The organism is Methylobacterium sp. 1A (assembly GCF_058072805.1).
On the sequence record NZ_JBYQVE010000002.1, the window covers coordinates 777,862 to 800,660 of the forward strand.

18 protein-coding genes are annotated in these 22,799 nt (G+C 73.3%); 10 read left to right on the forward strand and 8 right to left on the reverse strand.

The window, feature by feature from the left end:
- Window positions 1–143: 143 nt before the first annotated feature.
- The 3 genes from dgcN to ACX9MN_RS23985 all read right to left on the reverse strand — a co-directional run bounded on the left by dgcN (window position 144) and on the right by ACX9MN_RS23985 (window position 3,387).
- Window positions 144–1,157: an N-acetyltransferase DgcN gene (dgcN, locus tag ACX9MN_RS23975; protein ID WP_020091144.1), complete on the reverse strand. Its 1,014-nt coding sequence runs from the start codon at window positions 1,155–1,157 to the stop codon at window positions 144–146.
- Between the two features lie 258 nt (window positions 1,158–1,415).
- Window positions 1,416–1,967 (reverse strand): GNAT family N-acetyltransferase, encoded by a 552-nt coding sequence (locus ACX9MN_RS23980; protein ID WP_091928083.1) that lies wholly within the window; start codon window positions 1,965–1,967, stop codon window positions 1,416–1,418.
- A 253-nt stretch (window positions 1,968–2,220) separates the two neighbouring features.
- On the reverse strand, window positions 2,221–3,387 hold the full coding sequence (locus ACX9MN_RS23985) for a type III PLP-dependent enzyme (RefSeq protein ID WP_100251523.1): 1,167 nt from the start codon (window positions 3,385–3,387) through the stop codon (window positions 2,221–2,223).
- Window positions 3,388–4,145: 758 nt separating this feature from the next.
- Between ACX9MN_RS23985 and ACX9MN_RS23990 the strand changes: the two genes are divergently transcribed.
- The 7 genes from ACX9MN_RS23990 (at window position 4,146) to ACX9MN_RS24020 (ending at window position 16,622) form a co-directional block, all read left to right on the forward strand.
- Window positions 4,146–4,652 carry a GNAT family N-acetyltransferase gene (locus ACX9MN_RS23990; protein WP_489725637.1) on the forward strand — a complete coding sequence of 169 codons (507 nt, stop codon included), beginning with the start codon at window positions 4,146–4,148 and terminating at the stop codon, window positions 4,650–4,652.
- A gap of 427 nt (window positions 4,653–5,079) precedes the next feature.
- The gene (locus ACX9MN_RS23995; protein WP_489725638.1) at window positions 5,080–7,179 is read left to right on the forward strand and encodes a methyl-accepting chemotaxis protein; all 2,100 of its coding nucleotides are present in this window, start codon (window positions 5,080–5,082) and stop codon (window positions 7,177–7,179) included.
- A gap of 126 nt (window positions 7,180–7,305) precedes the next feature.
- Window positions 7,306–8,748 carry a polysaccharide biosynthesis C-terminal domain-containing protein gene (locus ACX9MN_RS24000; RefSeq protein WP_091980360.1) on the forward strand — a complete coding sequence of 481 codons (1,443 nt, stop codon included), beginning with the start codon at window positions 7,306–7,308 and terminating at the stop codon, window positions 8,746–8,748.
- Window positions 8,749–8,877: 129 nt separating this feature from the next.
- Entirely contained in the window at window positions 8,878–10,065 is a 1,188-nt protein-coding gene (locus tag ACX9MN_RS24005; protein ID WP_489725639.1) for an FAD-binding protein, read from the forward strand.
- Between the two features lie 58 nt (window positions 10,066–10,123).
- Window positions 10,124–11,464: a glycolate oxidase subunit GlcF gene (gene glcF, locus ACX9MN_RS24010; protein ID WP_489725640.1), complete on the forward strand. Its 1,341-nt coding sequence runs from the start codon at window positions 10,124–10,126 to the stop codon at window positions 11,462–11,464.
- 590 nt (window positions 11,465–12,054) lie between these two features.
- Window positions 12,055–15,207: an Rne/Rng family ribonuclease gene (locus tag ACX9MN_RS24015; protein WP_489725641.1), complete on the forward strand. Its 3,153-nt coding sequence runs from the start codon at window positions 12,055–12,057 to the stop codon at window positions 15,205–15,207.
- A gap of 170 nt (window positions 15,208–15,377) precedes the next feature.
- A complete protein-coding gene (locus ACX9MN_RS24020; protein ID WP_489725642.1) occupies window positions 15,378–16,622 on the forward strand; it encodes a methyl-accepting chemotaxis protein in 1,245 nt (414 codons plus the stop codon).
- Between the two features lie 61 nt (window positions 16,623–16,683).
- Here the strand turns inward: ACX9MN_RS24020 and ACX9MN_RS24025 are convergent, their stop codons facing one another.
- The 3 genes from ACX9MN_RS24025 to ACX9MN_RS24035 all read right to left on the reverse strand — a co-directional run bounded on the left by ACX9MN_RS24025 (window position 16,684) and on the right by ACX9MN_RS24035 (window position 18,333).
- Entirely contained in the window at window positions 16,684–16,983 is a 300-nt protein-coding gene (locus ACX9MN_RS24025; RefSeq protein WP_020091154.1) for a DUF2934 domain-containing protein, read from the reverse strand.
- A 52-nt stretch (window positions 16,984–17,035) separates the two neighbouring features.
- Window positions 17,036–17,206, reverse strand: coding sequence for a DUF3606 domain-containing protein (locus ACX9MN_RS24030; protein ID WP_020091155.1), 171 nt, complete (start codon window positions 17,204–17,206; stop codon window positions 17,036–17,038).
- A 122-nt stretch (window positions 17,207–17,328) separates the two neighbouring features.
- A complete protein-coding gene (locus tag ACX9MN_RS24035) occupies window positions 17,329–18,333 on the reverse strand; it encodes a 2-keto-3-deoxygluconate permease (protein WP_489725643.1) in 1,005 nt (334 codons plus the stop codon).
- 381 nt (window positions 18,334–18,714) lie between these two features.
- Between ACX9MN_RS24035 and ACX9MN_RS24040 the strand changes: the two genes are divergently transcribed.
- On the forward strand, window positions 18,715–19,818 hold the full coding sequence (locus tag ACX9MN_RS24040) for a four-carbon acid sugar kinase family protein (protein ID WP_489725644.1): 1,104 nt from the start codon (window positions 18,715–18,717) through the stop codon (window positions 19,816–19,818).
- Entirely contained in the window at window positions 19,815–20,843 is a 1,029-nt protein-coding gene (pdxA, locus tag ACX9MN_RS24045) for a 4-hydroxythreonine-4-phosphate dehydrogenase PdxA (RefSeq protein ID WP_489725645.1), read from the forward strand. The genes ACX9MN_RS24040 and pdxA overlap by 4 nt, the downstream gene beginning before the upstream one ends.
- Before the next feature lie 96 nt (window positions 20,844–20,939).
- On the opposite strand, the gene yidD is transcribed toward pdxA, so the two are convergent.
- Window positions 20,940–21,272, reverse strand: a complete 333-nt coding sequence (yidD, locus tag ACX9MN_RS24050; RefSeq protein WP_091928072.1) for a membrane protein insertion efficiency factor YidD — start codon at window positions 21,270–21,272, stop codon at window positions 20,940–20,942.
- A gap of 4 nt (window positions 21,273–21,276) precedes the next feature.
- On the reverse strand, window positions 21,277–21,720 hold the full coding sequence (locus ACX9MN_RS24055) for an iron-sulfur cluster assembly scaffold protein (protein ID WP_020091160.1): 444 nt from the start codon (window positions 21,718–21,720) through the stop codon (window positions 21,277–21,279).
- A 387-nt stretch (window positions 21,721–22,107) separates the two neighbouring features.
- Between ACX9MN_RS24055 and folE the strand changes: the two genes are divergently transcribed.
- Window positions 22,108–22,779, forward strand: a complete 672-nt coding sequence (gene folE, locus ACX9MN_RS24060) for a GTP cyclohydrolase I FolE (RefSeq protein WP_482959834.1) — start codon at window positions 22,108–22,110, stop codon at window positions 22,777–22,779.
- Window positions 22,780–22,799 lie beyond the last annotated feature (20 nt).

A 22,799-nucleotide genomic window follows, 5' to 3' on the forward strand; every position in this document is an offset into this window, starting at 1 on the left:
GGCCTGCGGTCGATGCAGCCCGCTCCGTCATCACGGGCGGAGCGAAGTGACCCAGGGCAGCGAGCGGCCGGTTGGCATGGCGCTGCTAGGTCGCTTCGCTCGGCTCACGGGGACGGAGTGAGAGCCGGCACAGGGAAGCGGTATCAGATCGCCGGGAAGTCGGCGACGATCCGGTCGACCAGCCCGTCGACGCCGAAGCGCACCGGGTCGGTGGCGGGCAGGCCGTGCTCGGAGCCGAGCGCGTCGAGGAGCGCCCGGGCCTCGCCCTCGGCGAGCGCCTGGGTGTTCACCGCGATGCCGACCGGCTTGATCCCCGGATTGGTCAGGCTGCCGAGCTGCACGGTGAGGTCGATCACCTGCCGGATGGTCGGAAGCGGGTGCTTCACGCCGCGCATGTTGGTGCGGGTCGGCTCGTGGCAGACCACGAAGGCGTCGGCCTGCGCGCCGTGCAGCAGGCCGAGGCTCACGCCCGCGAAGGACGGGTGGTAGAGCGAGCCCTGACCCTCGATCAGGTCCCAGTGGTTCGGCTCGGCCTCGGGCGAGATCGTCTCGACGGCGCCGGAGATGAAGTCGGCCACGACGGCGTCGATGGCGACGCCCCGGCCGGAGATGAACACGCCGGTCTGGCCCGTGGCGCGGAAATCGGCGTCGAGGCCGCGCTCGCGCATGCCGCGCTCCAGGGCCAGCACGGTGTACTTCTTGCCGACCGAGCAGTCGGTGCCGACGGTGAGCAGGCGCCGCCCGGCCCGCTTGGTGCCCTTGCCGGTGGGGAAGCGCTCGTCGGTGTGGCGGACGTCGTGGAGCTGGCGGCCGCGGCGGGCGGCGGCCTCCGCGATGGCCGGGACCGCGCCGAGCTTCACGTGCAGGCCGCTCGCCACGTCGAGACCGGCCTCGATCGCCGCGACGATCTCCTTGACCCAGTGGTCCGGCAGGACGCCGCCGGCGTTGACGACGCCGATCACCAGGGTCCGGCAGCCCTTCGCCAGGGCCTCGGGCAGGGTCATGTCGGGGATGCCGAGATCGGCGGCGCAGCCCGGCAGGCGCATCTGGCCGACGCACCATTCGGGGCGCCAGTCCTTGATCCCGTAGGCGGTCTTGGCCGCCAGCGTGTCGGGCACGTCGCCCAGGAACATCAGGTAGGGCGTGGCGATCTGCATCGGTCGAGCAACCTTCTCCGGGAGGCCGGCGGACCGTCTATGCGGGATCGCGGGCGGCGTGCGCAATGCATGGGGCTGGCCAAGGCGGTCGATGCCGCCGCCCCACGGAGCATACCGGCTCTGCACGCCGTCATCGCGAGCGCAGCGAAGCGATCCATGGCAGCGCGACGTCATTGAGCGGGGCGCGACCCAGGCTCGCTTCGCTCCGCTCGCGAAGACGGTTCGTCGCCTCAGATCGGCGGAGCGCCGAAGCCCCGTTCAGGCGGCGCGTCGTCGCGCCACCCCCGCCTCGTTGGCCACCGCGCCCACCGGCGCCGGCACGCCGGTCGCCCGGACCATCCCCTCGGCGCCCGCCAGCGCGCCCGCGCGGAGCTCGAGGCCGAGGAAGCGCGCGCGCTCGAACGGCCCCGGCAGGGTCAGGCCCTCCGCGAGCGCCCGGTCGAAGCCGAAGCGCGCGTAGTAGGGCGCGTCGCCGACCAGCAGCACGGCGCCGTGGCCGAGGGATTCCGCCCGGCCGAGGGCCGCCTGCATCATCACCGAGCCGAGCCCCTGACCCTGGATCGCCGGATCGACGGCGAGCGGGCCGAGCAGCAGCGCCGGGCGGGCGAGCCCGGCCTCGACGTGCCACAGCCGCAGGGTGCCGACGAGCCGTCCCGCCCGGGTCGCCGCGAAGGCGAGGCCGCGGGCCGGCAGGCGGCCCTCGCGCAGGCGCTCCGAGGTCTTGGCGCGTCGATTGCCGGGAAAGCACGCGTCGAGCAGGCGCTCGCGCGCCGGGACGTCGTGGAGATGCTCCGCGCGGATCTCGATCATGGCTGTGCCCTCCCCGGGCCGGCGAGCGGGAGAAGCGATTGTCTGTGACCGAGAGCCGGACGCCCTCGGTCGACGCGGTGGTGGACGTCAGCGTCCGGCCGGGTCGCCCTCCCCGTCATCACGAGCGAAGCGACGTGACCCAGAGCAGCGAAACGTCGGAAGGCGTCGCGCGTCCCTGGATCGCTTCGCTCCCCTCGCGAGGACGGATGAGCCTGCGTCCCTCAGCCGGAACCCGTCCTGATCCTAGGAAGGATCAGATGACGATCTGCTGAAGGGGCGGGAATCCGTTGAAGGCCACCGCCGCGTAGGTCGTGGTGTAGGCGCCCGCGCCCTCGATCAGCACCTTGTCGCCGATCGAGAGCGAGACCGGCAGCGGGTAGAGCTGCCGCTCGTAGAGCACGTCCACCGAGTCGCAGGTCGGGCCGGCGATGACGCAGGGCTCGGTCGCCTCCCCGTCCCGCGCAGTGCGGATCGGGTAGCGGATCGCCTCGTCCATGGTCTCGGCGAGCCCCCCGAACTTGCCGATGTCGAGGTAGACCCATCGGACCTCGTCGGCCTCGGCGGACTTCTTCGACACGAGCACGACCTCGGCCTCGATCAGGCCGGCATTGCCGACCATGCCGCGGCCCGGCTCGATGATCGTCTCGGGGATCTGGTTGCCGAAATGCTTGGTCAGGCCCCGGAAGATCGCCTCGCCGTAGCTCTCCACGCCCGGCACCGCCTTGAGGTACTTGGTCGGGAAGCCGCCGCCGAGATTGACCATCGACAAGCCGATGCCGCGCTCCGCGCACTCGCGGAAGATCGCCGCCGCGGAGCCGAGCGCCCCGTCCCAGGCCTCGGTGTTGCCCTGCTGCGAGCCGACGTGGAACGAGATGCCGTAGGCCTCGAGCCCCTGGCGGTGGGCGTGCTCCAGCACGTCCGCGGCCATCTCGGGCACGCAGCCGAACTTGCGGGAGAGCGGCCAGTCGGCGCCCGCGCCGTCGCACAGGATGCGGCAGAACACCCGCACCTCGCCCGCCGGCACACCCAGCGCGTCGGCGGCGCGGGCGATCTTCTCGACCTCGGCCTGGCAGTCGACCGCGAACAGGCGGATGCCGAGCTTGAGGGCGCGGCCGATGCAGCGCTCCTTCTTGATGGTGTTGCCGAAGGAGATCCGGTCGGCGGTGGCGCCGGCGGCCAGCACCATCTCCATCTCGGCGACGGAGGCGGTGTCGAAGCAGGAGCCCATCTCGGCGAGCAGGCGCAGCACCTCGGGGGCCGGGTTCGCCTTCACGGCGTAGAACACGCGGGTGTCCGGCAGGGAGCGCGCGAAGGCGGTGTAGTTGTCGCGCACGACGTCGAGGTCGAGGACCATCACGGGGCCCTCGTCCTGACCGAGGTCGCGGCGCACGCGCAGGTAGTCACGGATGCGGTCGGTCATGGTCGTCTCCCGGCACGGGTTCGCGAGCGCCCTACGCGGGGCGCGCTGTCGAAGATGACGGCCCGAACGGGCCGCCGGCGTCAGGGGGCGATGCGTCGCGCGGACCCACGCGCTTTGGAGACGCGTGCGTCGGAGCGGGCGCAGAGCACCCGGAAGCTGCCGTGGATTGGAAGGGAGGACCCCCACCGCACGCCGGGCAAAGAGAAACAAGCCTCTTCGGTGCCGGCCTGTGGAGGGCCGACGAGACCAAAAAAGCCCGTTCGTCGTTGCTTTAAGCTGCGTCCCCCGTGGAGAGCGGGGTTCGCCGGTTTCGCCTCCGGCTGCCGGTTGTTGTCGGGGTCCGGTGTTGCCACCTGGATGCCGGCCGTAGGGATCCACCCTTGCGACCATCGATCCTTTAAGACCCCTGGCGGCTGTCCGGCAGTTGACCGGATGCCCACCAACCGACACGCGGCCACAGGCACGTGCGAAATTGGGCACGGCGCATATACGGAGACGGGACCCGCGCGACAAGGGGAAACCGCCCCGGAACGCCCGCTTTTCCGCCCGCAATCCACACCCCGCGCGCTCCGTTGCAAAAACGACGCATCGACGACGCGCCCCGACCGCTTCGACGGGGCCGTGCGGGCTTCCCAAGCGGGGCGGAAGCGGGCATCTGACCAGACGGGGCAGAGTACTCAGGCGAGCGAGCGATGGCCGGGCCGACCAGATTCACCGCGACGGCGCGGGCGTGAGCGCCTCCCTGTGAGCGCCCGGTCATGAGCGCCCCCTTGCGCAGCCCGGTCGGCGACGGGCTCCCCGAGCCGACGGTTCGCACCGCCACGCTCGCCGATCTCGACGCCCTCGTCGCCCTGGAGCACGCCGCCTTCGCCACCGACCGGGCCGAGCGCCGGGCGATCCGCCACGCGATCCGCTCGCCCTCCATGGACGTGCTGGCGGCCCTGATCGACCCGCCGGACCGGGATCCCGTTCCGGTGCTCGTCGGCGCCGCGGTGCTGGAGCGGCGGCGCGGCAGCCGGATCGCCCGGCTGGCCTCGATCGCGGTGGCGCCGAATCGCGGCGGCCTCGGCCTCGGCGGCCGTCTCCTCGACGCCGCGGAGGCCCGCGCCCGCGCCGAGGGCTGCGACCGGCTCCGGCTGGAGGTGCGCGCCGACAACGGCGCCGGCATCCGCCTCTACGAGCGCCGGGGCTACACCCGCTTCGCCGTGCGGCCGGACTATTACGAGGACGGGATGGAGGCGTGGCGCTACGAGCGCGCGCTTTAGGCGCCGCGCGGACTGCCGCGCGGACCACCGCCCAACCGCCGGCTGGCCCGCACACCGTCCCGGCGATAGCGAGATCCGGCCAGGCGCGTCCTCGCGCCACACTCCGTCATCGCGGGGGCACCGGCAGGCCGACAGCGCTGAACCTGCGGCTCTTCGGGAGTGCGCCCGCAGGATACCTGGTCCCTCGCGCCGCGCCACGGACCGGCACAAGCCCGCCGCGCGGCCGGCGACCGCGCCGATATCGTCACCCGAGAATGCGGTCCAATTCCCGACAATCCTCGCCAATTCCGGTATTTGTCTCATATTACTTCACAATTCGGTCCATCGTCGACTTATAAATCCGTATTTCTGTCGAATAATTTCGGTCGATTGCCTGACAAAACCTTACGTTCTAAGACAGAGCATCGCGGGACATGAGATCTCACCGATGACTCGCTGGCTGGGACGCTTCTCGATCCGGACTTTGCTGTGCCTGGTGATCGTCATCATGGCCTGCATGGCGCTGGGCAACGCGGTGCGGACACTCGTCGACGCGCGGGCGCGGGCGGCGGGCGCCGCGAGAGCCCTGACCCTGACGCAGGCGAGCCAGGGCCTCCTCCGGACGATCCTGCCGCTGCGGCTCGAGCGCGGATCGACCCTCGCCCTCGGGAGTGAGGCGCCGGCGGACGCGAAGACCCTGTCGACCATCGCGGGGAGCCGGCAGGCGCTGACCGACCATTACGGCCGGGCCCGGCGCAGCCTGGGCGATCTGGCAGAGCCGGCGGTCAGCGCGACGCTCGAGCGCCTGAGCACCGCGCAGGCGGCGATGGCGGACCTGCGTCCCCGCATCGACGCGGCCCTCGGGCTGCCGCTGGCCCGGCGTGACCCGGCGCTGCGGGACGCCGCGATGGCCGCCTTCCAGGACCTGCTCGAGGCGCTGACGGCCACGCTGAAGGCGGTCGACGCGGCCATTCCCCGGTCCGATCCGGTGCTGCAGCGCTATCTCGCCCTCAAGCAGGCGGCTTGGGAGACGCGCGTCGCCAGCGGCAACGTCGCGGTCCGGGTACAGGCCTCGCTGGTCGCCGGCGCGGCGTGGTCCCTGCCCGAGACGGTCGCGGCGGCGGCGGAGCGGACCGAGCTTCTGTCCGCGTGGCGCCGCACCACCGAGGCCGCGGTCGACGTCTCGGAGACGGTGCGGGCCGCGTACGAGCGGGCGAAGGCCGCCAATTTCGAGGGCGACACCGAGGCCATCGCGCGGGCGGTCTTCGACGCGCTCAGCACGCACGCGCCCCCGCGCCACACCTTCGCGGAGCTGCGCGACCGCAACACGGTGAACCAGCGCTCCCTCGTGGCCCTCTGCGACGCGGCCCTCGACGCGATGGTGGCGCGCGCCGAGGCCCTCGCCGAGGACGCGCGGGGCGACGTCGCGCGCAGCGGGGCGGCGCTGCTGGCGGTGATCCTACTGGTGGCCCTCGGCCTGTGGACCCTGTTCGGCGGCGTGCTGCGCCCGCTCCGGGTGCTGACCGCCACGATGGGCGCGCTGGCCGACGGGGACGCCTCCGTCACGGTCCCGGCGCGCACCTACCGCAACGAGATCGGCGCCATGGCGCGGGCCGTCCAGGTGTTCAAGGACAACCTCATCCGCGGCCGCCAGCTCGAATCCGAGGCCGCCGAGGCGCGTCAGGCGGCGGAGGCACGGCGCCGGTCCGACCTGCGGGCGATGGCCGAGCGCTTCGAGCGGACGGTCGGCGGCGTCATCGCCCAGGTCTCGGACGCGGCCACCGCGCTGCAGGGCACGGCCCAGACCATGACGGCCACCGCGACCGAGACCGCCAGCCAGTCCAGCACCGTGGCGACTGCCGCCGAGGAGGCCGCCACCAACGTCGGCACCGTGGCGGCTGCGGCCGAGGAGCTCGGCGCCTCCGTGGAGGAGATCGGCCGGCAGGTCGAGGGATCGACCCGGCTCGCCCAGGGGGCCGTCGCGGAAGCGGGGCAGACCGGCGCGATGGTCCGGGACCTGAGCGACGCGGTCGCGCGGATCGGCGACGTGATCGGGCTGATCGCGGCGATCGCCGGGCAGACCAACTTGCTGGCGCTGAACGCCACGATCGAGGCCGCCCGGGCCGGCGAGGCGGGTCATGGCTTCGCGGTCGTCGCCGGCGAGGTGAAGGCCCTGGCCGCGCAGACCGCCCGGGCGACCGAGGAGATCGCGGGCCAGATCGCCGGCATCCAGGGCGTGACCGGCGGGGCCGTCGCGGCGATCGGCGCGATCACGGGGCGGATCCAGGAGATCAGCGGCGTGGCGAGCGCGATCGCGGCGGCGGTGGAGGAGCAGGGATCGGCCACCCGGGAGATCGTCCGCAACATCGGGGAGGCGGCCGTCGGCACCGGCGCGGTGACCCGCACGATCCTCGGCGTCGCCGGGGCCGCCGAGGAGACCGGCCGGGCGGCCAACGCGGTGCTCGCGGCGGCGTCCGCGCTGTCGCGCCAGTCCGAGACGCTCGCGGCCGAGGTCGCGCGCTTCCTCGACACCGTCCGGGCCGCGTGACCGAACGGTGCCGGGAGCCGCGCGGGTCTCCGCCCCGATCTCGCCCGTTTAGGGGAGTCTTACGGCTCGCGCGCTACAGCGTACGCAACGGGCGGGGGCAATCCCGCCGCGCATGAGTCGCCGTCCATGGCCGTGATCGTCGCCTTCGTCATCAATGCGGGGCTCAACTTCGTCCTCGGCCTGCTGATCGCCAAGCTGCTGGGGCCGGCGGATTTCGGCCGGTTCGCCCTCGCGACCACCGGCGCCATCGTGCTGAACACGGTGCTGTTCGAGTGGCTGCGCCTGTCGGCGACGCGGTTCTACTCGGGGCGCGTGCGCGTCGACGAGCCGTGGATCCGCCACGGGCTCGACCGGGCCTACCTGCGCATCGGCGCGCTGCTCCTGGCCGCCGCGGCCCTGTGCGGGGCCTTCGGCTTCGCCGGCGGCGCCGACGGGCGCGAGGCGGTCCTGTGCGGGACCGGCCTCGCGGCCCTGGGCATCGGCGTGTTCGACTACCACGCGGCCCTCGCCCGGGCGCGGTTCGACGGCAAGCTCTATCTCGGCCTCGTGGCGGTGAAGAACGTCCTGTCCTTCGCTATGATGGCCGCGGCGGCGTGGTGGCTGCCCCAGCCGGCCTGGGTGCTGGCGGCGGCGGGGCTCAGCCAGCTCCTCGCGGTGGCGGTGCTGCGCCACCCCCTGCGCGACCCGCGCACGCCCCTCGAGCGGCCGCGCCTGTCGACGACCTGGCGGGTCTTCGCGCGCTACGGCCTGCCGCTGATCGCCGCCAACACCGCCTACCAGTGCCTCGCCTTCGTCAATCGCGGCGCCATCGCGGGCCATGCCGGCTTCGCCGAGGCCGGCTACTTCGCCCTGGCGGCCGACGTCACCTCGCGCTCGCTGATGACGCTGGGCACCGCCCTCGACCTGCTGCTGTTCCAGTTCGCCGTGCAGGCCGAGGAGCAGAGCGGCCGCGCCGCCGCAGAGGCGCAGGTCGCCGCCAATGCCGGCACCGTGTTCGCCCTGCTGGCGCCCTGCGCGGTCGGCTTCTGGGCGGTGCTGCCGGCCCTCCAGGGGCTGGTGGTGCCGGACGCCTATCGCGGGCCGTTCGAGACCTACAGCACCGTGCTGATGCCGGGCCTGTTCTGCCTCGCGATGATGTTCTACGCCCTCAACCCGGTCTTCCAGATCCGCCGCAAGACTCTGCCGGTGGTCGCCGCTGCCCTGGTCGGCCTCGCGGTGAACGGCGCCGGCCTGCTGGTCCTCCCGGACCGGATGGGCGGGCTCGGCGTCGCGGTGGCGCAGACCGCGGGCCTCGCCGCCGCCGGAACGTGGCTCGGCTGGCGCGCCCTCACCGGCCCGGGGCGCATCGCGCTGCCCTGGGGCGAGATCGGCGTCGCCGCGCTCGCCTGCGCGGCGATGGGGCTCGCCCTCGCCCCCTTCCGGCAGCTGCCGCCCGCCACCGCCCTGGCCGTGCTGGTCCCGTCCGGGATGGTTCTCTACGGCGCCCTGGTCTGGATCTTCGACATCGCCGGCCTGCGCCGTCAGGTCCTGGCGCGCCTGCGCCCGGCGCGGACCGTGGCGGCGGAGTAGGCTCACGCGAAGGCGGCGCAGTGGAAATCCCGCCGCTGAAACCCCGCGACTCCGCCTGCGCTTGAATCCGCCGCCGGATCCGGCGACACCCGTCCTGGAATGGATACAAACAGGACCGGGACGGGAACGATGGGCGTCTACGAGCCCGGCACCGAGGCGGAGGCCGGGGAGATCGTGCGGGCGGCCGCCGGGCGCGGCGAGGGCCTGCGCCTCGCCGGCGGCGGCACCGCCGCGGGGCTCGGCCGGCCCGCACAGGACAGCGCGACGCTCTCCGCGCAGGCGCTCACCGGCGTCACGCTCTACGAGCCCGCCGAGATGGTGGTGGCGGCCCGGGCCGGGACGCCGCTCGCCGAGGTCGAGGCGCTGCTCGCCTCCCGCGGCCAGATGCTGCCCTTCGAGCCGATGGACCTGCGCGGCCTGTACGGCACCGCCGGCGAGCCGACCCTCGGGGCCGTGGCGGCGATCAACAATGCCGGCCCCCGGCGGATCAATGCCGGCGCCGCCCGGGACAGCCTGATCGGCGTGCGCTTCGTCAACGGGCGCGGCGAGGCGATCAAGTCGGGCGGCCGGGTGATGAAGAACGTCACCGGCCTCGACCTCGTGAAGCTGATGGCCGGCGCCCACGGCACGCTGGGCCTGCTCACCGAGGTCACCTTCAAGGTGCTGCCGACCTGCGAGCGGGTGGCGACCCTGGTCTTCTCCGGCCTGGACGACACGCGGGCAGTGACCGCCCTGTCGGAGGCGCTGGGCTCGCCCTTCGAGCTCACGGGCGCCGCGCACCTGCCGGCGGGGATCGGCGCCCCGGAGGCGCGGACCCTGATGCGCCTCGAGGGTTTCTCCGACTCCATCGACTACCGCACGGGCGAGCTGCGGCGCCTGCTGAAGCGCTACGGCCAGCCCGAGATCATCGACGGCGAGGCCGGCGCCGCCCTGTGGCGGACGGTGCGCGACGCGGCGCCGCTCGCCGAGCCGCGGGAGGCCGCCCTGTGGCGGATCTCCACCGCGCCGACACGCGGGCCGGCCCTGGCGGCGGCGGTCGCGGCCGAGCGCGACGCGCGCTGGTTCTTCGACTGGGGCGGCGGCCTGATCTGGCTCGCCACCGGCGCGGCGGGCGATGCAGGCGCCGCGACGGTGCGCCGGGCGGTGGGGGCTCAGGGCGGCCACGCCACGCTGGTGCGGGCCCCCGACGCCGTGCGCGCCGCCGTGCCGGTGTTCGAGCCGCTGGCCGAGCCGCTGATGCGGCTCACCGCCGGCATCAAGGCGGCGCACGACCCCGCCGGGGTGCTCAATCCCGGCCGGATGTACGCCGGACTCTGAAGCTTCAGATCCCGCCCCTCCCCGAGCGTGGGGAGCCGTGGCGCCGAGGACGCGACCCGTGCAGACCAACTTCGCTCCCGCCCAGCTCGCCGATCCCGCCATGGCGGCGTCGGAGAAAATCCTGCGGACCTGCGTGCATTGCGGCTTCTGCACGGCGACCTGCCCGACCTACCTGCTGCTCGGGGACGAGCTCGATTCCCCGCGCGGGCGGATCTACCTGATCAAGGACATGCTGGAGGGCGGCAAGCCGGCCTCGCAGGAAGTGGTCAAGCACGTCGACCGCTGCCTCTCGTGCCTGTCCTGCATGACCACCTGCCCGTCGGGGGTGCACTACATGCACCTCGTCGACCACGCCCGGGCGCATATCGAGGAGACCTACGCGCGCCCCGCCGGCGACCGGTTCCTGCGGGCGCTGCTCGCCCAGGTCCTGCCCTATCCGGGCCGCTTCCGCCTCGCGCTCACCGCCGCCAAGCTCGGCGCGCCGTTCCGGGGGCTGGTGGCCCGGCTGCCGCGGGTCGGCAACCGCCTCGCGGCCATGCTCGACCTCGCGCCGGCCGGGGCGCCGCCCCGCGAGCCGACGAACCGGGCCGGCCGGTTCCCGCCGGCGGGCGGTCAGGCGGCCGGGACGCCCGCCCGGCGCGTCGCCCTCCTGCGGGGCTGCGCCCAGAGCGTCCTGCGGCCGGACTTCAACGCCGCCGCGATCCGGCTGCTCAACCGGCACGGGATCGAGGTGGTGCACGCGAACGAGGGCTGCTGCGGGGCGCTGACCCACCACATGGGCAAGGAGGAATCGGCCCACGCCCACGCCAGGCAGGCGATCGACGCCTGGGACGCCGAGATCGCCGAGGGCCTCGACGCGATCCTGGTCACGGCCTCGGGCTGCGGCACGACCATCAAGGATTACGGCTTCATGTTCCGCGACGACCCGGCCTACGCCGAGAAGGCGCTGCGGGTCTCGAGCCTGGCCAAGGACGTGACCGAGTACCTCGCCCTGCTCGACCTGGCCCCCGTGGCCGAGACCGACCTCGTCGTGGCCTATCACTCGGCCTGCTCGATGCAGCACGGCCAGGGCATCCGCCTCGAGCCCAAGACGCTGCTGAAGCGCGCGGGCTTCACCGTGAAGGACGTGCCCGAGGGCCACATCTGCTGCGGCTCGGCGGGGACCTACAACATCCTGCAGCCGGAGCTGGCCGCGAAGCTGCGCGCCCGGAAGGTCGCCAACATCGAGCGCGTGCGCCCCGACGTGATCGCCACCGGCAACATCGGCTGCGCCACGCAGATCGGGAAGGGCACCGGCATCCCGATCGTCCACACGGTCGAGCTGCTCGACTGGGCGACCGGCGGCCCGAAGCCCGCGGCGCTCGCCGGGGTGACGCCGCGGCTCGAAGCGGCGGAGTAGGCACACGCCTGTCGCGTGGCGCCGCGTTCACCGTGACAGGCCCGTGACATCTATTCACGTTGACCCTTGCCAAATCCGCGCAGCGGTCTGTAATGATGTCGACCCCTCTCCGGTCCCGCCGGTCGCCGCAACGGCCCGCGGACGTGACCGAATTCCTCGCGAAAGCGGTCGCGGTGTCGCGGCGGGCCCTGTCGGTCCGCTTGGCGGCGGCATGTGCCGCCCGCGATCGGGCAGGTGTCGCACGACGCGGCGGAGATCCTCCGCCGCACCCAGGAATTCACGGCCGGTCCCCCGCCGGCCGAGATTGTTTCGCGAGGTCGGGACCACGATGGACGGACGCACGGCCCAGCATAAGGCTGCGCGTGCCCCGGAGGCGCAAACGGTGCGTCACGCCGGTCCGTCCGTCCGCCCGGCCTGTTTCAACCCCAGGCGCCCAGGGCGCCGAACGGCGGTTGACGGCAATTTCCCCTCGAACCCATCCGCCTCGGCGACGAGGCCGGCATCCCGCCCGACAGCATTGACGTCGGGCGAGGCGCCGCCGGGACCACGGGCACGGAGAACGACGTCGGCCGCCATGCCGAGAGTCCGACATGGCCAACAAAATGCTGATCGACGCGATGCACCCGGAGGAGACCCGGGTCGTCACGGTCCACGGGTCTAGGGTCGAGGAGTTCGACTTCGAAGCCGCCAACCGGCGCCAGCTGCGCGGCAACATCTACCTCGCCAAGGTCACCCGGGTGGAGCCGTCGCTCCAGGCGGCGTTCGTCGAGTACGGCGGCAACCGCCACGGCTTCCTGGCCTTCAACGAGATCCATCCCGACTACTACCAGATCCCGCTGGCCGACCGGCAGGCACTCCTCGAAGAGGAGGCCCGCGACGCCGAGGAGCACCGCGAGCGCGAGGAGCGCCGTCGCCGGTCGTCGTCGCGCCGGTCCCGCGGCCGCCGTGCCGAGGCCCGCGCCCGCGGCGCCGACGAGACCGTGAGCGCCGAGGACACGCACGCGGCGTCCGAGAGCGAGGATCAGGCCGAGATCCGGAACGAGTCGGGGATCGACCCGGCCGTCCAGCCCGACACGCTGTCCGAGAACCCCGAGGCCGTGCAGGAGGCCCTCGCCTCCGAGGCCGCCGCCGGCGACCTCCCGGAGGGTGAGCCGGCGCAGGCCGCCGAGCCCCAGACCGCGCCGGTCGAGGCGCAGGCGGCCCCCGCCGCGTCGGAGCCGGTCGCCGCCGCCTCCGCCCCGTCCGAGGACGCCCCCTCCGAGCCGGAGGCCCGCATCGCCGTGGCGGAGGCGCTGACCGTGTCCGACGCGCCGGACGAGACCGCCGCGCACGCGATCGTGACGGAGGAGAGCGAGGCTGGGGCGAGCGAGGCCGAGGAGACCGCGCCGACCGCCGCCGACCCGTCGGCCGAAGCGTTGGACGAGGCCTCCGAGGAGGACGACGAGGAATCCGACGACGACGAGGATGAGGACGAGTCGGAGGACGACGAGGACGAGTCCGACGAGGATGACGACTCGGACGAGGAGTCCGATGAGGAGTCCGACGATCCCGACGCCGAGCCCAAGATCGCCCAGGTCGGCGGCAACGGCGACGCGCTGGCCGAGATCCCCGAGCGTCCGCGCCACTACCGCCGCCAGTACAAGATCCAGGAGGTGATCAAGCGCCGCCAGATCATCCTGGTGCAGGTGGTCAAGGAGGAGCGCGGCACGAAGGGCGCGGCGCTCACGACCTATCTGTCGCTCGCCGGCCGCTACTCGGTGCTGATGCCCAACACCGGCCGGGGCGGCGGCATCTCCCGCAAGATCACCTCGGCGGCCGACCGCAAGCGCCTGAAGGAGGTCGTGCAGGACCTGGAGGTGCCCGAGGGGATGGGCGTCATCCTGCGCACCGCCGGCGCCTCGCGGTCCAAGCCCGAGATCGCCCGCGACTTCGAGTACCTGATGCGCCTGTGGGAGTCGGTCCGCGAGCTGACCCTGACGTCGATGGCGCCGGCCCTCGTCTACGAGGAGGGCTCGCTGATCAAGCGCGCCATCCGCGACCTCTACAACAAGGATCTGGACGAGGTTCTGGTCGCCGGCGAGGACGCCTACCGCGAGGCCAAGGACTTCATGCGGATGCTGATGCCCGGCCAGTCCAAGGTCGTGAAGCCCTACCGCGACTCGACGCCGATCTTTGCCCGCTTCGGCGTCGAGCAGCAGCTCGACGCGATGTTCTCCACGCACGTCTCGCTGAAGTCCGGCGGCTACCTCGTGATCAACCCGACCGAGGCCCTGGTCTCGATCGACGTGAACTCCGGCCGCGCCACCCGCGAGCACGACATCGAGGACACCGCCCTCAAGACGAACCTGGAGGCCGCCGAGGAGGTCGCCCGCCAGCTCCGGCTGCGCGACCTCGCGGGCCTGATCGTCATCGACTTCATCGACATGGAGGAGAAGCGGAACAACCGCGCCGTCGAGAAGAAGCTCAACGAGTGCCTGAAGAACGACCGCGCCCGCATCCAGGTCGGCCGGATCTCGCCCTTCGGCCTCCTGGAGATGAGCCGCCAGCGGATCCGCACCGGCGTGCTCGAATCCTCCTCGATCCCCTGCGCCCATTGCGGCGGCTCGGGCTTCGTGCGCGCCACCGCGTCGGTGGCGCTGCACATCCTGCGCTCGATCGAGGAGGTGCTGCTCAAGTCGGCCTCCCACAACCTCGTCCTGCGCACCCGCACCGAGATCGCGCTCTACATCCTCAACCAGAAGCGCGGACACCTGCGCGAGCTCGAGGTGCGCTTCGGCGTGACGATCACGATCGCGGCCGACGAGCGGCTGGCGGCGACCACACCGTTCCAGCTCGACCGCGGTGAGCCGGCCCAGCGGGCGGAGGGCCCGGTCACGGGCGTGCGCGCCCAGGCGATCTCGCCCGCGATGGAGTTCGACGACGAGGACGAGGAGGCCGACGAGGCCGAGACCGAGACCGAGACTGAGACCGAGACCGACGCCGAGGGCGAGGCCGACGAGGGCCGCGCCGAGGCCCGCGAGGACGGGTCGCGCGAGGAGGGCGAGGGCCGCCGCCGCCGCCGTCGCCGCCGCCGGCGCGGCGGTCGCCAGGAGGGCCGCGGCGAGGACGGGCGCGCCGAGGACGATCGCGGCGACGACGATCAGGACGACCAGCAGGACGACGGCCGCGACGACGCCCGTTCGGACGCGGAACGGAGCGATGGGGACTGGGACGGCGCGCAGCCGGCCGGGACCGAGGCTCCCGCTGCGGCCGTCGCCGCGGAGGCCGGCGAGGCCGACGAGGCCGTCGCGGGTTCGGACGAGGCGGCGCGGTCCGAGGACGAGGGCGGCCGTCGCCGCCGCCGCGGGCGCCGGGGCGGCCGCGGTCGCAGCGAGGGCCGCACCCGCGAGGCGTCCGAGACGGACGACGCGCCGGAAGCCGCGGGCGATGTCGTCGCCCTGTCGGCGGAGGAGCCGGTGAGCGCCCAGGCTGTGGCCGAGGCGATCGAGGCGGCGCCGGCCGCGGCCGCCGAGGACCGGACCGAAACCGCGGTGGACCTGCCGGTGGCCCCGGTCGAGTCCGCGGCGCCGGCGGCCGATCGGGCGACCGTCGGTGCGCAGGCCGAGGCCGGCTCGCCCGAGGCCGCTCCCGCCGAGCCGGCGCCCGAGCCCGTGGCGATCGTGCTGACGCCGCCGTCCGATCCGGACCGGCCGAAGCGCGCCGGCTGGTGGTCGCGCACCAAGGCGGCCCTGACCGGCGAATGAAGCATTGCGCCCCCTGATAGAGCGCTATCAGGGGGCGCAACTTCTCGAAGTAGACGTGTTGCGCTGCACCGATGACCCGCAACGCTTGTCGAGAGACTGATCTATCCTTCACCATTGGTTGAAGGTTCTGTGTGACCATGCGCCCCGATTAGAGTGTCGGAGAGACCCGCATGTTCAGTTTGCGCCGGCAGCGTCAGATCCCTGACGCGCTAGCAACCCCGGTGACGACGACCGCCCCGGTCGAGACGGCGGCGGTCTTGCCAGTCGAGACGGCCCCGACGCCCGTCGCGGAGCCGGCCGTCGATCGGGAATGGCTGACTCTCCTGGCGCGCCTGTCCGCCTCCGCGTCCGACGCCGGCACCTCGATCGGCTGGATGACCCACGACGCCTCCGGCACCGCTGAGCAGGCCCGGCTCATCGCGGCCGCCAGCGAGGAGCTCGCCGCGACCACGGGTGAGATCGCCGCCCGCTCCTCGTCGGCGGCCGAGATGGCCGAGACGGCCCGGGCCGGCATCGCCACCTGCGTGGGCGACCTGCATCGCGCCACCGACGGCATGCGCGGGATCGAGGAAGGCACCGAGGAGATCGGCAGCCGGCTCGACAGCTTCTCCACCGCGGCGCTGCGGATCGAGGAGATGGCCGGCACGATCGCGGCGATCTCGGCCCAGACCAACCTGCTGGCGCTCAACGCCACGATCGAGGCGGCGCGGGCCGGCGAGGCCGGCCGCGGCTTCGCGGTGGTCGCCGCCGAAGTGAAGACGCTCTCGGCGCAGACCGCGAAGGCGACGGACGAGATCCGGGCGCGGGTCAGCGGCCTGCGCGAGGAGATGGCGGCGATGCAGGCCGCCGTGACGCGCAGCCGCAACGCCGTCGAGGCCGGCGCGTCCGCGATGGTTCGGGCCAATGCCCGCGTCGAGGCCGAGAGCGGCGCCGTCGCGAACGTCGCGGCGCAGATGCGTGAGGCCTCCGAGATCCTCGGCCAGCAGATGCAGGCCACCGGCGACATCGCCCAGAACGTCGGCCGCATCGCGGAAGGGACCGACAAGGCCCGCCGCGAGATCGGCGACGCCCTCGCGCAGCTCGGACGGATCGAGGATCTCGGCCGCACCCTCCTCGACCGGCAGACCGGCACCGCCGCGGATCAGCGGGTGATCCGCCTGTCGGCGGACTGCGCCGCGTGGCGGCGCGCCATCGCGGCGACCCTGGTCGGCATGCGCTCGACAGACACGCCGCCGGAGGGGGTCCCCGCCGACGCGACGCGGCCGGCCGCCATCGAGAAGCCCCTGGCGCAGGCCCGCGAGCAGGCGGCCGCCCTGGTCCGCCACGTGCGCAGCCAGACCTGGGACTCGGCGACCACGGCGTTCGTCGCCTTCGAGGCGGCGGTGAAGGAAGCCCGGGCGGCGATCGAGGCCTGAAGGTCATCCGACCCCGGGTCCGCCGTGACCCGGGACCGTCTTGGACGAAGGTCGGAGGCCGTCAGGCCGGCGGCGGATCGGACCGCGGCGCTGCCGGCGCCGCGTCGGCCTTCCGGCGATCGCGCTCCTTGCGCAATTCCCGCTCGGCCAGCAGCCAGAACTCGATCTCGAATCCCTCGGGCCTGTGGTTGCGCTCCCAGAGCTCGTAGGCCCGCTCGCGGATCTGCTCGAACGTGATCGTGTCGGACGACCGCGCCGAAGGCTGCGGTGCCGCCGCGTCGGTCCCGGACGCGGGTCCCGGCGCGGGCTCGGACCCAGACTCGGACCCGAGTGCGGATCCGTGCGCCGGTGTCCCCGCCATCGGATGATCCGGAGGCGGACGGAAATCGGGGGGCACTTCCATGGCGCCGGTCTCAGGCGGCCGGCTTGTCGAGATAGGCGGCGACGCTGGTGATCCGGCTCCCGACCATGGTCACCGCCTTGCGCAGCCTCTCCTCGCTGACTCCGAAACGCTGCGCCCACTCCTCGCGGGTGGCGCGGTCGTAGATGTCGATATGCGTCTTGCCTCTGGATTCGGTCGACATGCAGTGCCCGCTCCGGTTCGCCGTGAGACGCGGCCGTGCCGCGCTTCCTGGAGGGACAACCGGACTCGGAGACTTCGGTTGCCGCCGGTCGCGCGGGACGCGCAGCTAGACCGCGCGAGACGTCAGGGTGCGGTCGGAGCGGGGCTGGGGACCGGCGCCGGATCCTCCTCGGCCGCGTCCGGGCGGACCCGCCCCGCCACGAAGGCGGTCAGCAGCGGCACGAGCAGCGCCGTGACCACCACGCTTGCCGCCACCAGCACGGTGGCGGGGCCGGCGGCCTCCTTGTAGGCCGGATTGGCTGCGGCGATGATCGCCGGCACGGCGGCGGCGTTGCCGGCCGTCGAGGCGGCGGCGACGCCCGCCACGCCGTTGCCGCCGGTGAGGCGGTCGGCGACGAACAGGGCCGCCCCGGTGATCGCCACCACCGCCGCGCCGAGGCCGATGCCGAGGAGGCCCGCCTGCCAGATCTTGGCGAGGTCGAGCCCGAAGCCGAGGGCGAAGGCGAAGAACGGGATCATCACCGGCGCCGCCCCCGACAGGAAGGCGCGCATGTCGCGGTCGAGGTTGCCGAGGATCATCCCGATCAGCAGCGGCAGGATGCTGCCCACCAGGGTCGGCCACGGGAAGGCCGACAGGCCCGCCAGCCCGAGCGTCACCATGGTGAGGAACGGCCCGGATTCGAGGCTCATGATCGCGTAGGCGCCCGCATCCTTCGGGCGGCCGAACTGGCCCATCAGGGCGAGGTAGAGCCCGCCGTTGGTGTCGTTCATGGCAGCGACGATCGCCAGCGTCGACAGCCCCGCGAAGGCGCCCCCGACCACCGGCGCCTCGCCGAGGATCTGCCCGAACACCACGCCCATGATCGCCGCGACGCCGACCTTGGCGGCCAGCAGGACGCCGCCCTTGCGGGCGATCGCCGGGGCGGCGCGGAAGTCGATGCCCGCGCCCATGCAGACGAAGAAGACCGCCAGGATCGGCAGGGCGCCGTTGAACAGCGCGCCGGTGAACGAGCCGAAGAAGGTCGCGGTGTCCGGGAAGAGCGTGTGGAGGATCGCGCCGAGGAACAGCGGCACCACCATCAGGCCGCCGGGCACGCGCTCCAGGGAGCGCTTGATGGGAATCTGCATGGGTCGCCCTTCCGGTGCCGGCCCGTTCCGGATCCCGGCACCCGCCTTCCCCCCGGCGGCCTGCTACAACCTTTCGACGAGGCCGCGCAACGCGCGGCCGGACCGGTGCACATGGTGACAACTGCGCGGGCCCATCCCTGCCTGGGCGCGGCCCGGCACGATCTGCGGCGGCCCGGATGACGTCAGCGACGTCCCCGTCCCTGTCCGGCTCCCCCTGACCCGGCGGCCTTGCCCGGGCGGCGGCCGATCCGCGGCGCGAGGCTGCCCGCTTGACCGCCGCGCCGGCCGGTCGGTATGCCGCGCGACAACCTGACAACGAGCACGCGAGCCGCGCTCGGCCGGGGGCGCGGCCGGCGAGGCTCCCGCCATGATCCGCCCGACATGACCCGCCTGCGCCTCATCGCCGACGATCTGACCGGCACCCTCGACACGGCCGCGGGCTTCACCGGCCTGTGCGGGGCGATCCCGGTGGCGTGGCCGGAGCTCCTGGCGGGGGATGGATCCGGATGCCTCGCGATCGATTCCGGTACCCGGGAAGTCTCGGCCGCGGAGGCCGACCGGATCGTCGGCGCCCTCGCGCCCCGGCTGGACGGCGCCGACATCGCCTTCAAGAAGGTCGACAGCCTACTGCGCGGCCCCTGGGCGGCCGAACTCGCGGCTGTGCTGCGCACCGGGACCTGGGGGCGCTGCGTGGTGGCGCCGGCCTTCCCGTATCAGGGACGCCGCACGGAGGGCGGGCGGCAGCTCGCCCGGCGCGGCGCGGGCTTCGAGCCGGTCTCCGGCGACATCGCCGAGGCCCTGCGGGCGGTCGGGCTGCCGGCGCACCGGGCCGACGTGTCCGACGGGCCGGTGGCGGGCGTCGCCGTCTACGACGCGGCGAGCGACGCCGACCTCGCCCGGGTCGCGGATCTCGGCGGCGACGGACCGGTGCTCTGGTGCGGCAGCGGCGGCCTCGCGGCGGCCCTGGCGCGCGGCGTTGCGGCGCCGGGCGACGACCGGCTCTCCGGCCCGGTCCTCGGGCTGTTCGGCTCGGACCGGCCCGAGACCGCGGCGCAGCTCGCGGCCTGCGGCCCCCACCACCTCGTCCTGTCGGCGCGCCATCCGGACCATGCCGGCGCGGTGGCCGCGCGCCTCGACCGGGACGGCGTCGTCCTGGCGAGCCTCGCGCTGCCCGAGGGCACCGCCCGGGAGGAGGCCGCCGCGCGGATCGCCGGGACCTTCGCGCGGGTGATCGACCGCGTCCCGCGGCCCGGCACGCTGCTGGTGGCCGGCGGCGAGACCCTGAAGGCGCTGTGCCTCGCGCTCTCCGCCGCGCGCCTCGACGTCACCGGGCAGATCACCCCGGGCCTGCCCCGCTCGACCCTGCGGGGCGGACGCTGGGACGGGCTCGCGGTCGTGTCCAAATCCGGCGCCTTCGGAACAGAGGGCGTCTGGCGCGATCTACTTCACGGCAACGGCTTTCCGCGCAGCAGGAGCGACGCGTGACCTCACATCTCGCCATCACCATGGGCGATCCGGCCGGCATCGGCCCGGAGATCATCGTCAAGGCCGCCGCCCGGCTGAAGCACCGGATCGACGCGGGCGACCTGAAGCTCGTCGTCATCGGCAGCGCCCCATCCCTGCGCCGCGCGGAGCGGGCGCTCGGCCTCCTGCCCGATCCCGTTCCCGAGGTCGCCGAGGACGGCGACTGGCCGGCGCTGTGCTGCCTCCAGGCCGACGCGGAAGGCGCGCCGATCGAGCCGGGCCGGCTCTCGGCCGACGGCGGCCGCTTCGCCTACAAGGCGATCGAGGCCGGCGTTCGCCTCGCCCTGGCCGGCCGGGTCGGCGGCATCGTCACCGCGCCCCTCAACAAGGAGGCGCTCAACAAGGCCGGCTACCACTATGCCGGCCACACCGAGATGCTGGCGGAGCTGACCGGCGTGCGCGGCTCGGTGATGATGCTGGCCCACGGCAACATGCGGGTCTCCCACGTCACGACCCACGTCGCCCTGGAGGACGTGCCCAAGCGCCTGACCCCGGAGCGCCTGCGCCTCGTCATCGACCTCACCGACAGGGCGCTGAAGGGGCTGGGTCTCGCTCGGCCGAAGATCGCGGTCGCCGCGCTCAACCCCCATGCCGGCGAGGGCGGCCTGTTCGGGCGCCAGGACATCGATGTCAGCGCGCCGGTGATCGAGACGGCCAACGCCGACGGGCTCGACGTGCACGGCCCGGTGCCGGGCGACACGGTGTTCGTGAAGCTGCGCGCGGGCCAGTACGACGCGGTGGTGGCGATGTACCACGACCAGGGACACATCCCGGTCAAGCTCCTGGGCTTCGAGATCGACCCGGCCACGGGCAAGTGGATGGACCTGTCGGGGGTGAACATCACCCTGGGGCTGCCGATCATCCGCACCTCGGTCGATCACGGCACCGCCTTCGACATCGCCGGCACCGGCGTCGCCAACGAGCGCAGCCTGATCGAGGCGATCGAGTTCGCCGAGAAGCTGGCAGCGAACCGGCAGGCCGGTTGAGCGCGGGGCGGGCGCACGGGATCTCCGAAACGCGGTCTCCGATCCGCCAGCCCGACCGCCACACGTGTTTCACGTGAAACAAAGCAGGAACGAAATCTACCGCGCGTCGGCCTCCTGCCCCACGGCCTCGCAGGCGAAGGGCGACGGCGGCGCCTCGACGCCGCGCCAGCGGCCGTAGGCCCAGGGGCGGTACCACGCCGCCCGCGCCGGCACGCGCTCGGGGACGAGGTCGATGCCGTGGGTGCCGAACGGCCCGCAGCGGCAGATCCGGGCGAAGCCCATCCAGCCGCCGGGCCAGAGCCCGTGCCGGGCGATGGCCGTGTCGGTGTACTCGGAGCAGCTCGGCCAGTGGCGGCACTGGCGGCCGATCAGGCCCGACAGCGTGAGCTGGTAGCCGCGGATCGCCCAGTGGGCGGCGCGCCGGACCATCCCGTCAGGCGGCCTGCCGCTTGGCGGCGATCTGGTCGAGGGCGTCCACCACCGCGTCGAAGGTCAGGAGCGTCGAGGCGTGGCGCGCCTTGAAGTCTCGCACCGGCTCGAGCACCGCGAGGTCCGACCACGCGCCGCCGGGCGCCGGGCCGTTCTCCTTGAGCATCGACCGCATGGCCGCGCGGACGCCGCGCAGCTCGTCCGCGCTGGCGCCGACCACGTGCCGGCCCATCAGCGACGAGGAGGCCTGTCCCAGGGCGCAGGCCCGGACCTCCTGGGCGAAATCCGCGACCCGGCCGTCCTCGCCCAGGACGAGGTCGACCGTCACGGTCGAGCCGCACAGGCGCGAATGGGCCGTGGCACTCGCGTCCGGGTTCTCGAGCCGGCCGAGCCGGGGGATGTCGGCGGCGAGTTCCAGGATACGGCGGTTGTAGATGTCGTCGAGCATCGGGTCCTCGGCCGGAGGCACACTTCCCATCGGAACTCTGCCGCGTGCATCGCGCATTGCGCGTTACCCCGCGAACGATGATATAGGCGCCATACGGCCGCTTCGCGAGGAGGCGGGCCGTCGACCAGGGTCGCGCCAACGGCCACGGTGGTTCCCACGGCCTTTCGTCCATCCCGGGGCGCCGGCTTGAAACCTTTTCGAGCCCGGGATCTTCCCTCGAACGCCCGACGCGATCCGACGATGTACGCCAAGCCCGACAGCACCCCGATGAAATCCCGCATAGCGCGGGCCGGAGATGCCATGGATGCCGCGCTCAAATCCTTGTCCTACCAGGGTGACGGCCAGGGTTTCGACCGGAACGGGGGCGACGGGCAAGGGCTGAACGGCATGCGCAATGACAATCGGCCGGTGGATGAGGGCCGTCCCGTCGAGGTGGCGCCCGAGCCGGCCTCCGCGACCCGCGTCCCGGACGGGATCGAGACCGGCCGCCCGAGCCGCGCCGAAGCCGAGGCCGCCGTGCGCACCCTCCTGCGCTGGGCCGGCGACGACCCGACCCGCGAGGGCCTGCTCGACACCCCGGCCCGGGTCACCAAGGCCTACGAGCAGCTGTTCGGCGGCTACGCGGTCGACGCCGAGAAGCTGCTGGAGCGCGTGTTCGAGGAGGTGGAGGGCTACTCGGACATCGTGCTGGTGCGCGACATCCCGTTCCACTCCCACTGCGAGCACCACATGGTGCCGTTCATGGGCCTTGCCCACATCGCCTATTACCCGACCCGGGGCGTGGTCGGCCTGTCGAAGCTCGCCCGCGTGGTCGACACCTTCGCCCGCCGCCTGCAGACGCAGGAGACCATGACCGCCCAGATCGCCGACGTGATCGAGAGCATCCTCAAGCCCCGCGGCGTCGCCGTGATGGTCGAGGCCGAGCATCTCTGCATGGCGATGCGCGGCGTCCAGAAGGCCGGCGTCTCGACCATCACCAGCCAGTTCCGCGGCGTCTTCAAGGACAACGCCAACGAGCAGGTCCGCTTCCTGACCCTGGTGCGCGGCGGCGCCAAGTAGCCCCGGGCGACGCCTCGACC

Coding starts and splice junctions, on each gene's coding strand:
- ACX9MN_RS24035 (WP_489725643.1), bottom strand. CDS start 18,333: ATGCAGATTCCCATCAAGCGCTCCCTGGAGCGCGTGCCCGGCGGCCTG.
- dgcN (WP_020091144.1), bottom strand. CDS start 1,157: ATGCAGATCGCCACGCCCTACCTGATGTTCCTGGGCGACGTGCCCGAC.
- ACX9MN_RS24000 (WP_091980360.1), top strand. CDS start 7,306: ATGGCCGTGATCGTCGCCTTCGTCATCAATGCGGGGCTCAACTTCGTC.
- ACX9MN_RS24015 (WP_489725641.1), top strand. CDS start 12,055: ATGGCCAACAAAATGCTGATCGACGCGATGCACCCGGAGGAGACCCGG.
- ACX9MN_RS24025 (WP_020091154.1), bottom strand. CDS start 16,983: ATGGCGGGGACACCGGCGCACGGATCCGCACTCGGGTCCGAGTCTGGG.
- ACX9MN_RS23980 (WP_091928083.1), bottom strand. CDS start 1,967: ATGATCGAGATCCGCGCGGAGCATCTCCACGACGTCCCGGCGCGCGAG.
- ACX9MN_RS24020 (WP_489725642.1), top strand. CDS start 15,378: ATGTTCAGTTTGCGCCGGCAGCGTCAGATCCCTGACGCGCTAGCAACC.
- ACX9MN_RS23995 (WP_489725638.1), top strand. CDS start 5,080: ATGACTCGCTGGCTGGGACGCTTCTCGATCCGGACTTTGCTGTGCCTG.
- ACX9MN_RS24040 (WP_489725644.1), top strand. CDS start 18,715: ATGACCCGCCTGCGCCTCATCGCCGACGATCTGACCGGCACCCTCGAC.
- ACX9MN_RS24005 (WP_489725639.1), top strand. CDS start 8,878: ATGGGCGTCTACGAGCCCGGCACCGAGGCGGAGGCCGGGGAGATCGTG.
- folE (WP_482959834.1), top strand. CDS start 22,108: ATGCGCAATGACAATCGGCCGGTGGATGAGGGCCGTCCCGTCGAGGTG.
- yidD (WP_091928072.1), bottom strand. CDS start 21,272: ATGGTCCGGCGCGCCGCCCACTGGGCGATCCGCGGCTACCAGCTCACG.
- ACX9MN_RS23990 (WP_489725637.1), top strand. CDS start 4,146: ATGAGCGCCCCCTTGCGCAGCCCGGTCGGCGACGGGCTCCCCGAGCCG.
- ACX9MN_RS24030 (WP_020091155.1), bottom strand. CDS start 17,206: ATGTCGACCGAATCCAGAGGCAAGACGCATATCGACATCTACGACCGC.
- ACX9MN_RS24055 (WP_020091160.1), bottom strand. CDS start 21,720: ATGCTCGACGACATCTACAACCGCCGTATCCTGGAACTCGCCGCCGAC.
- ACX9MN_RS23985 (WP_100251523.1), bottom strand. CDS start 3,387: ATGACCGACCGCATCCGTGACTACCTGCGCGTGCGCCGCGACCTCGGT.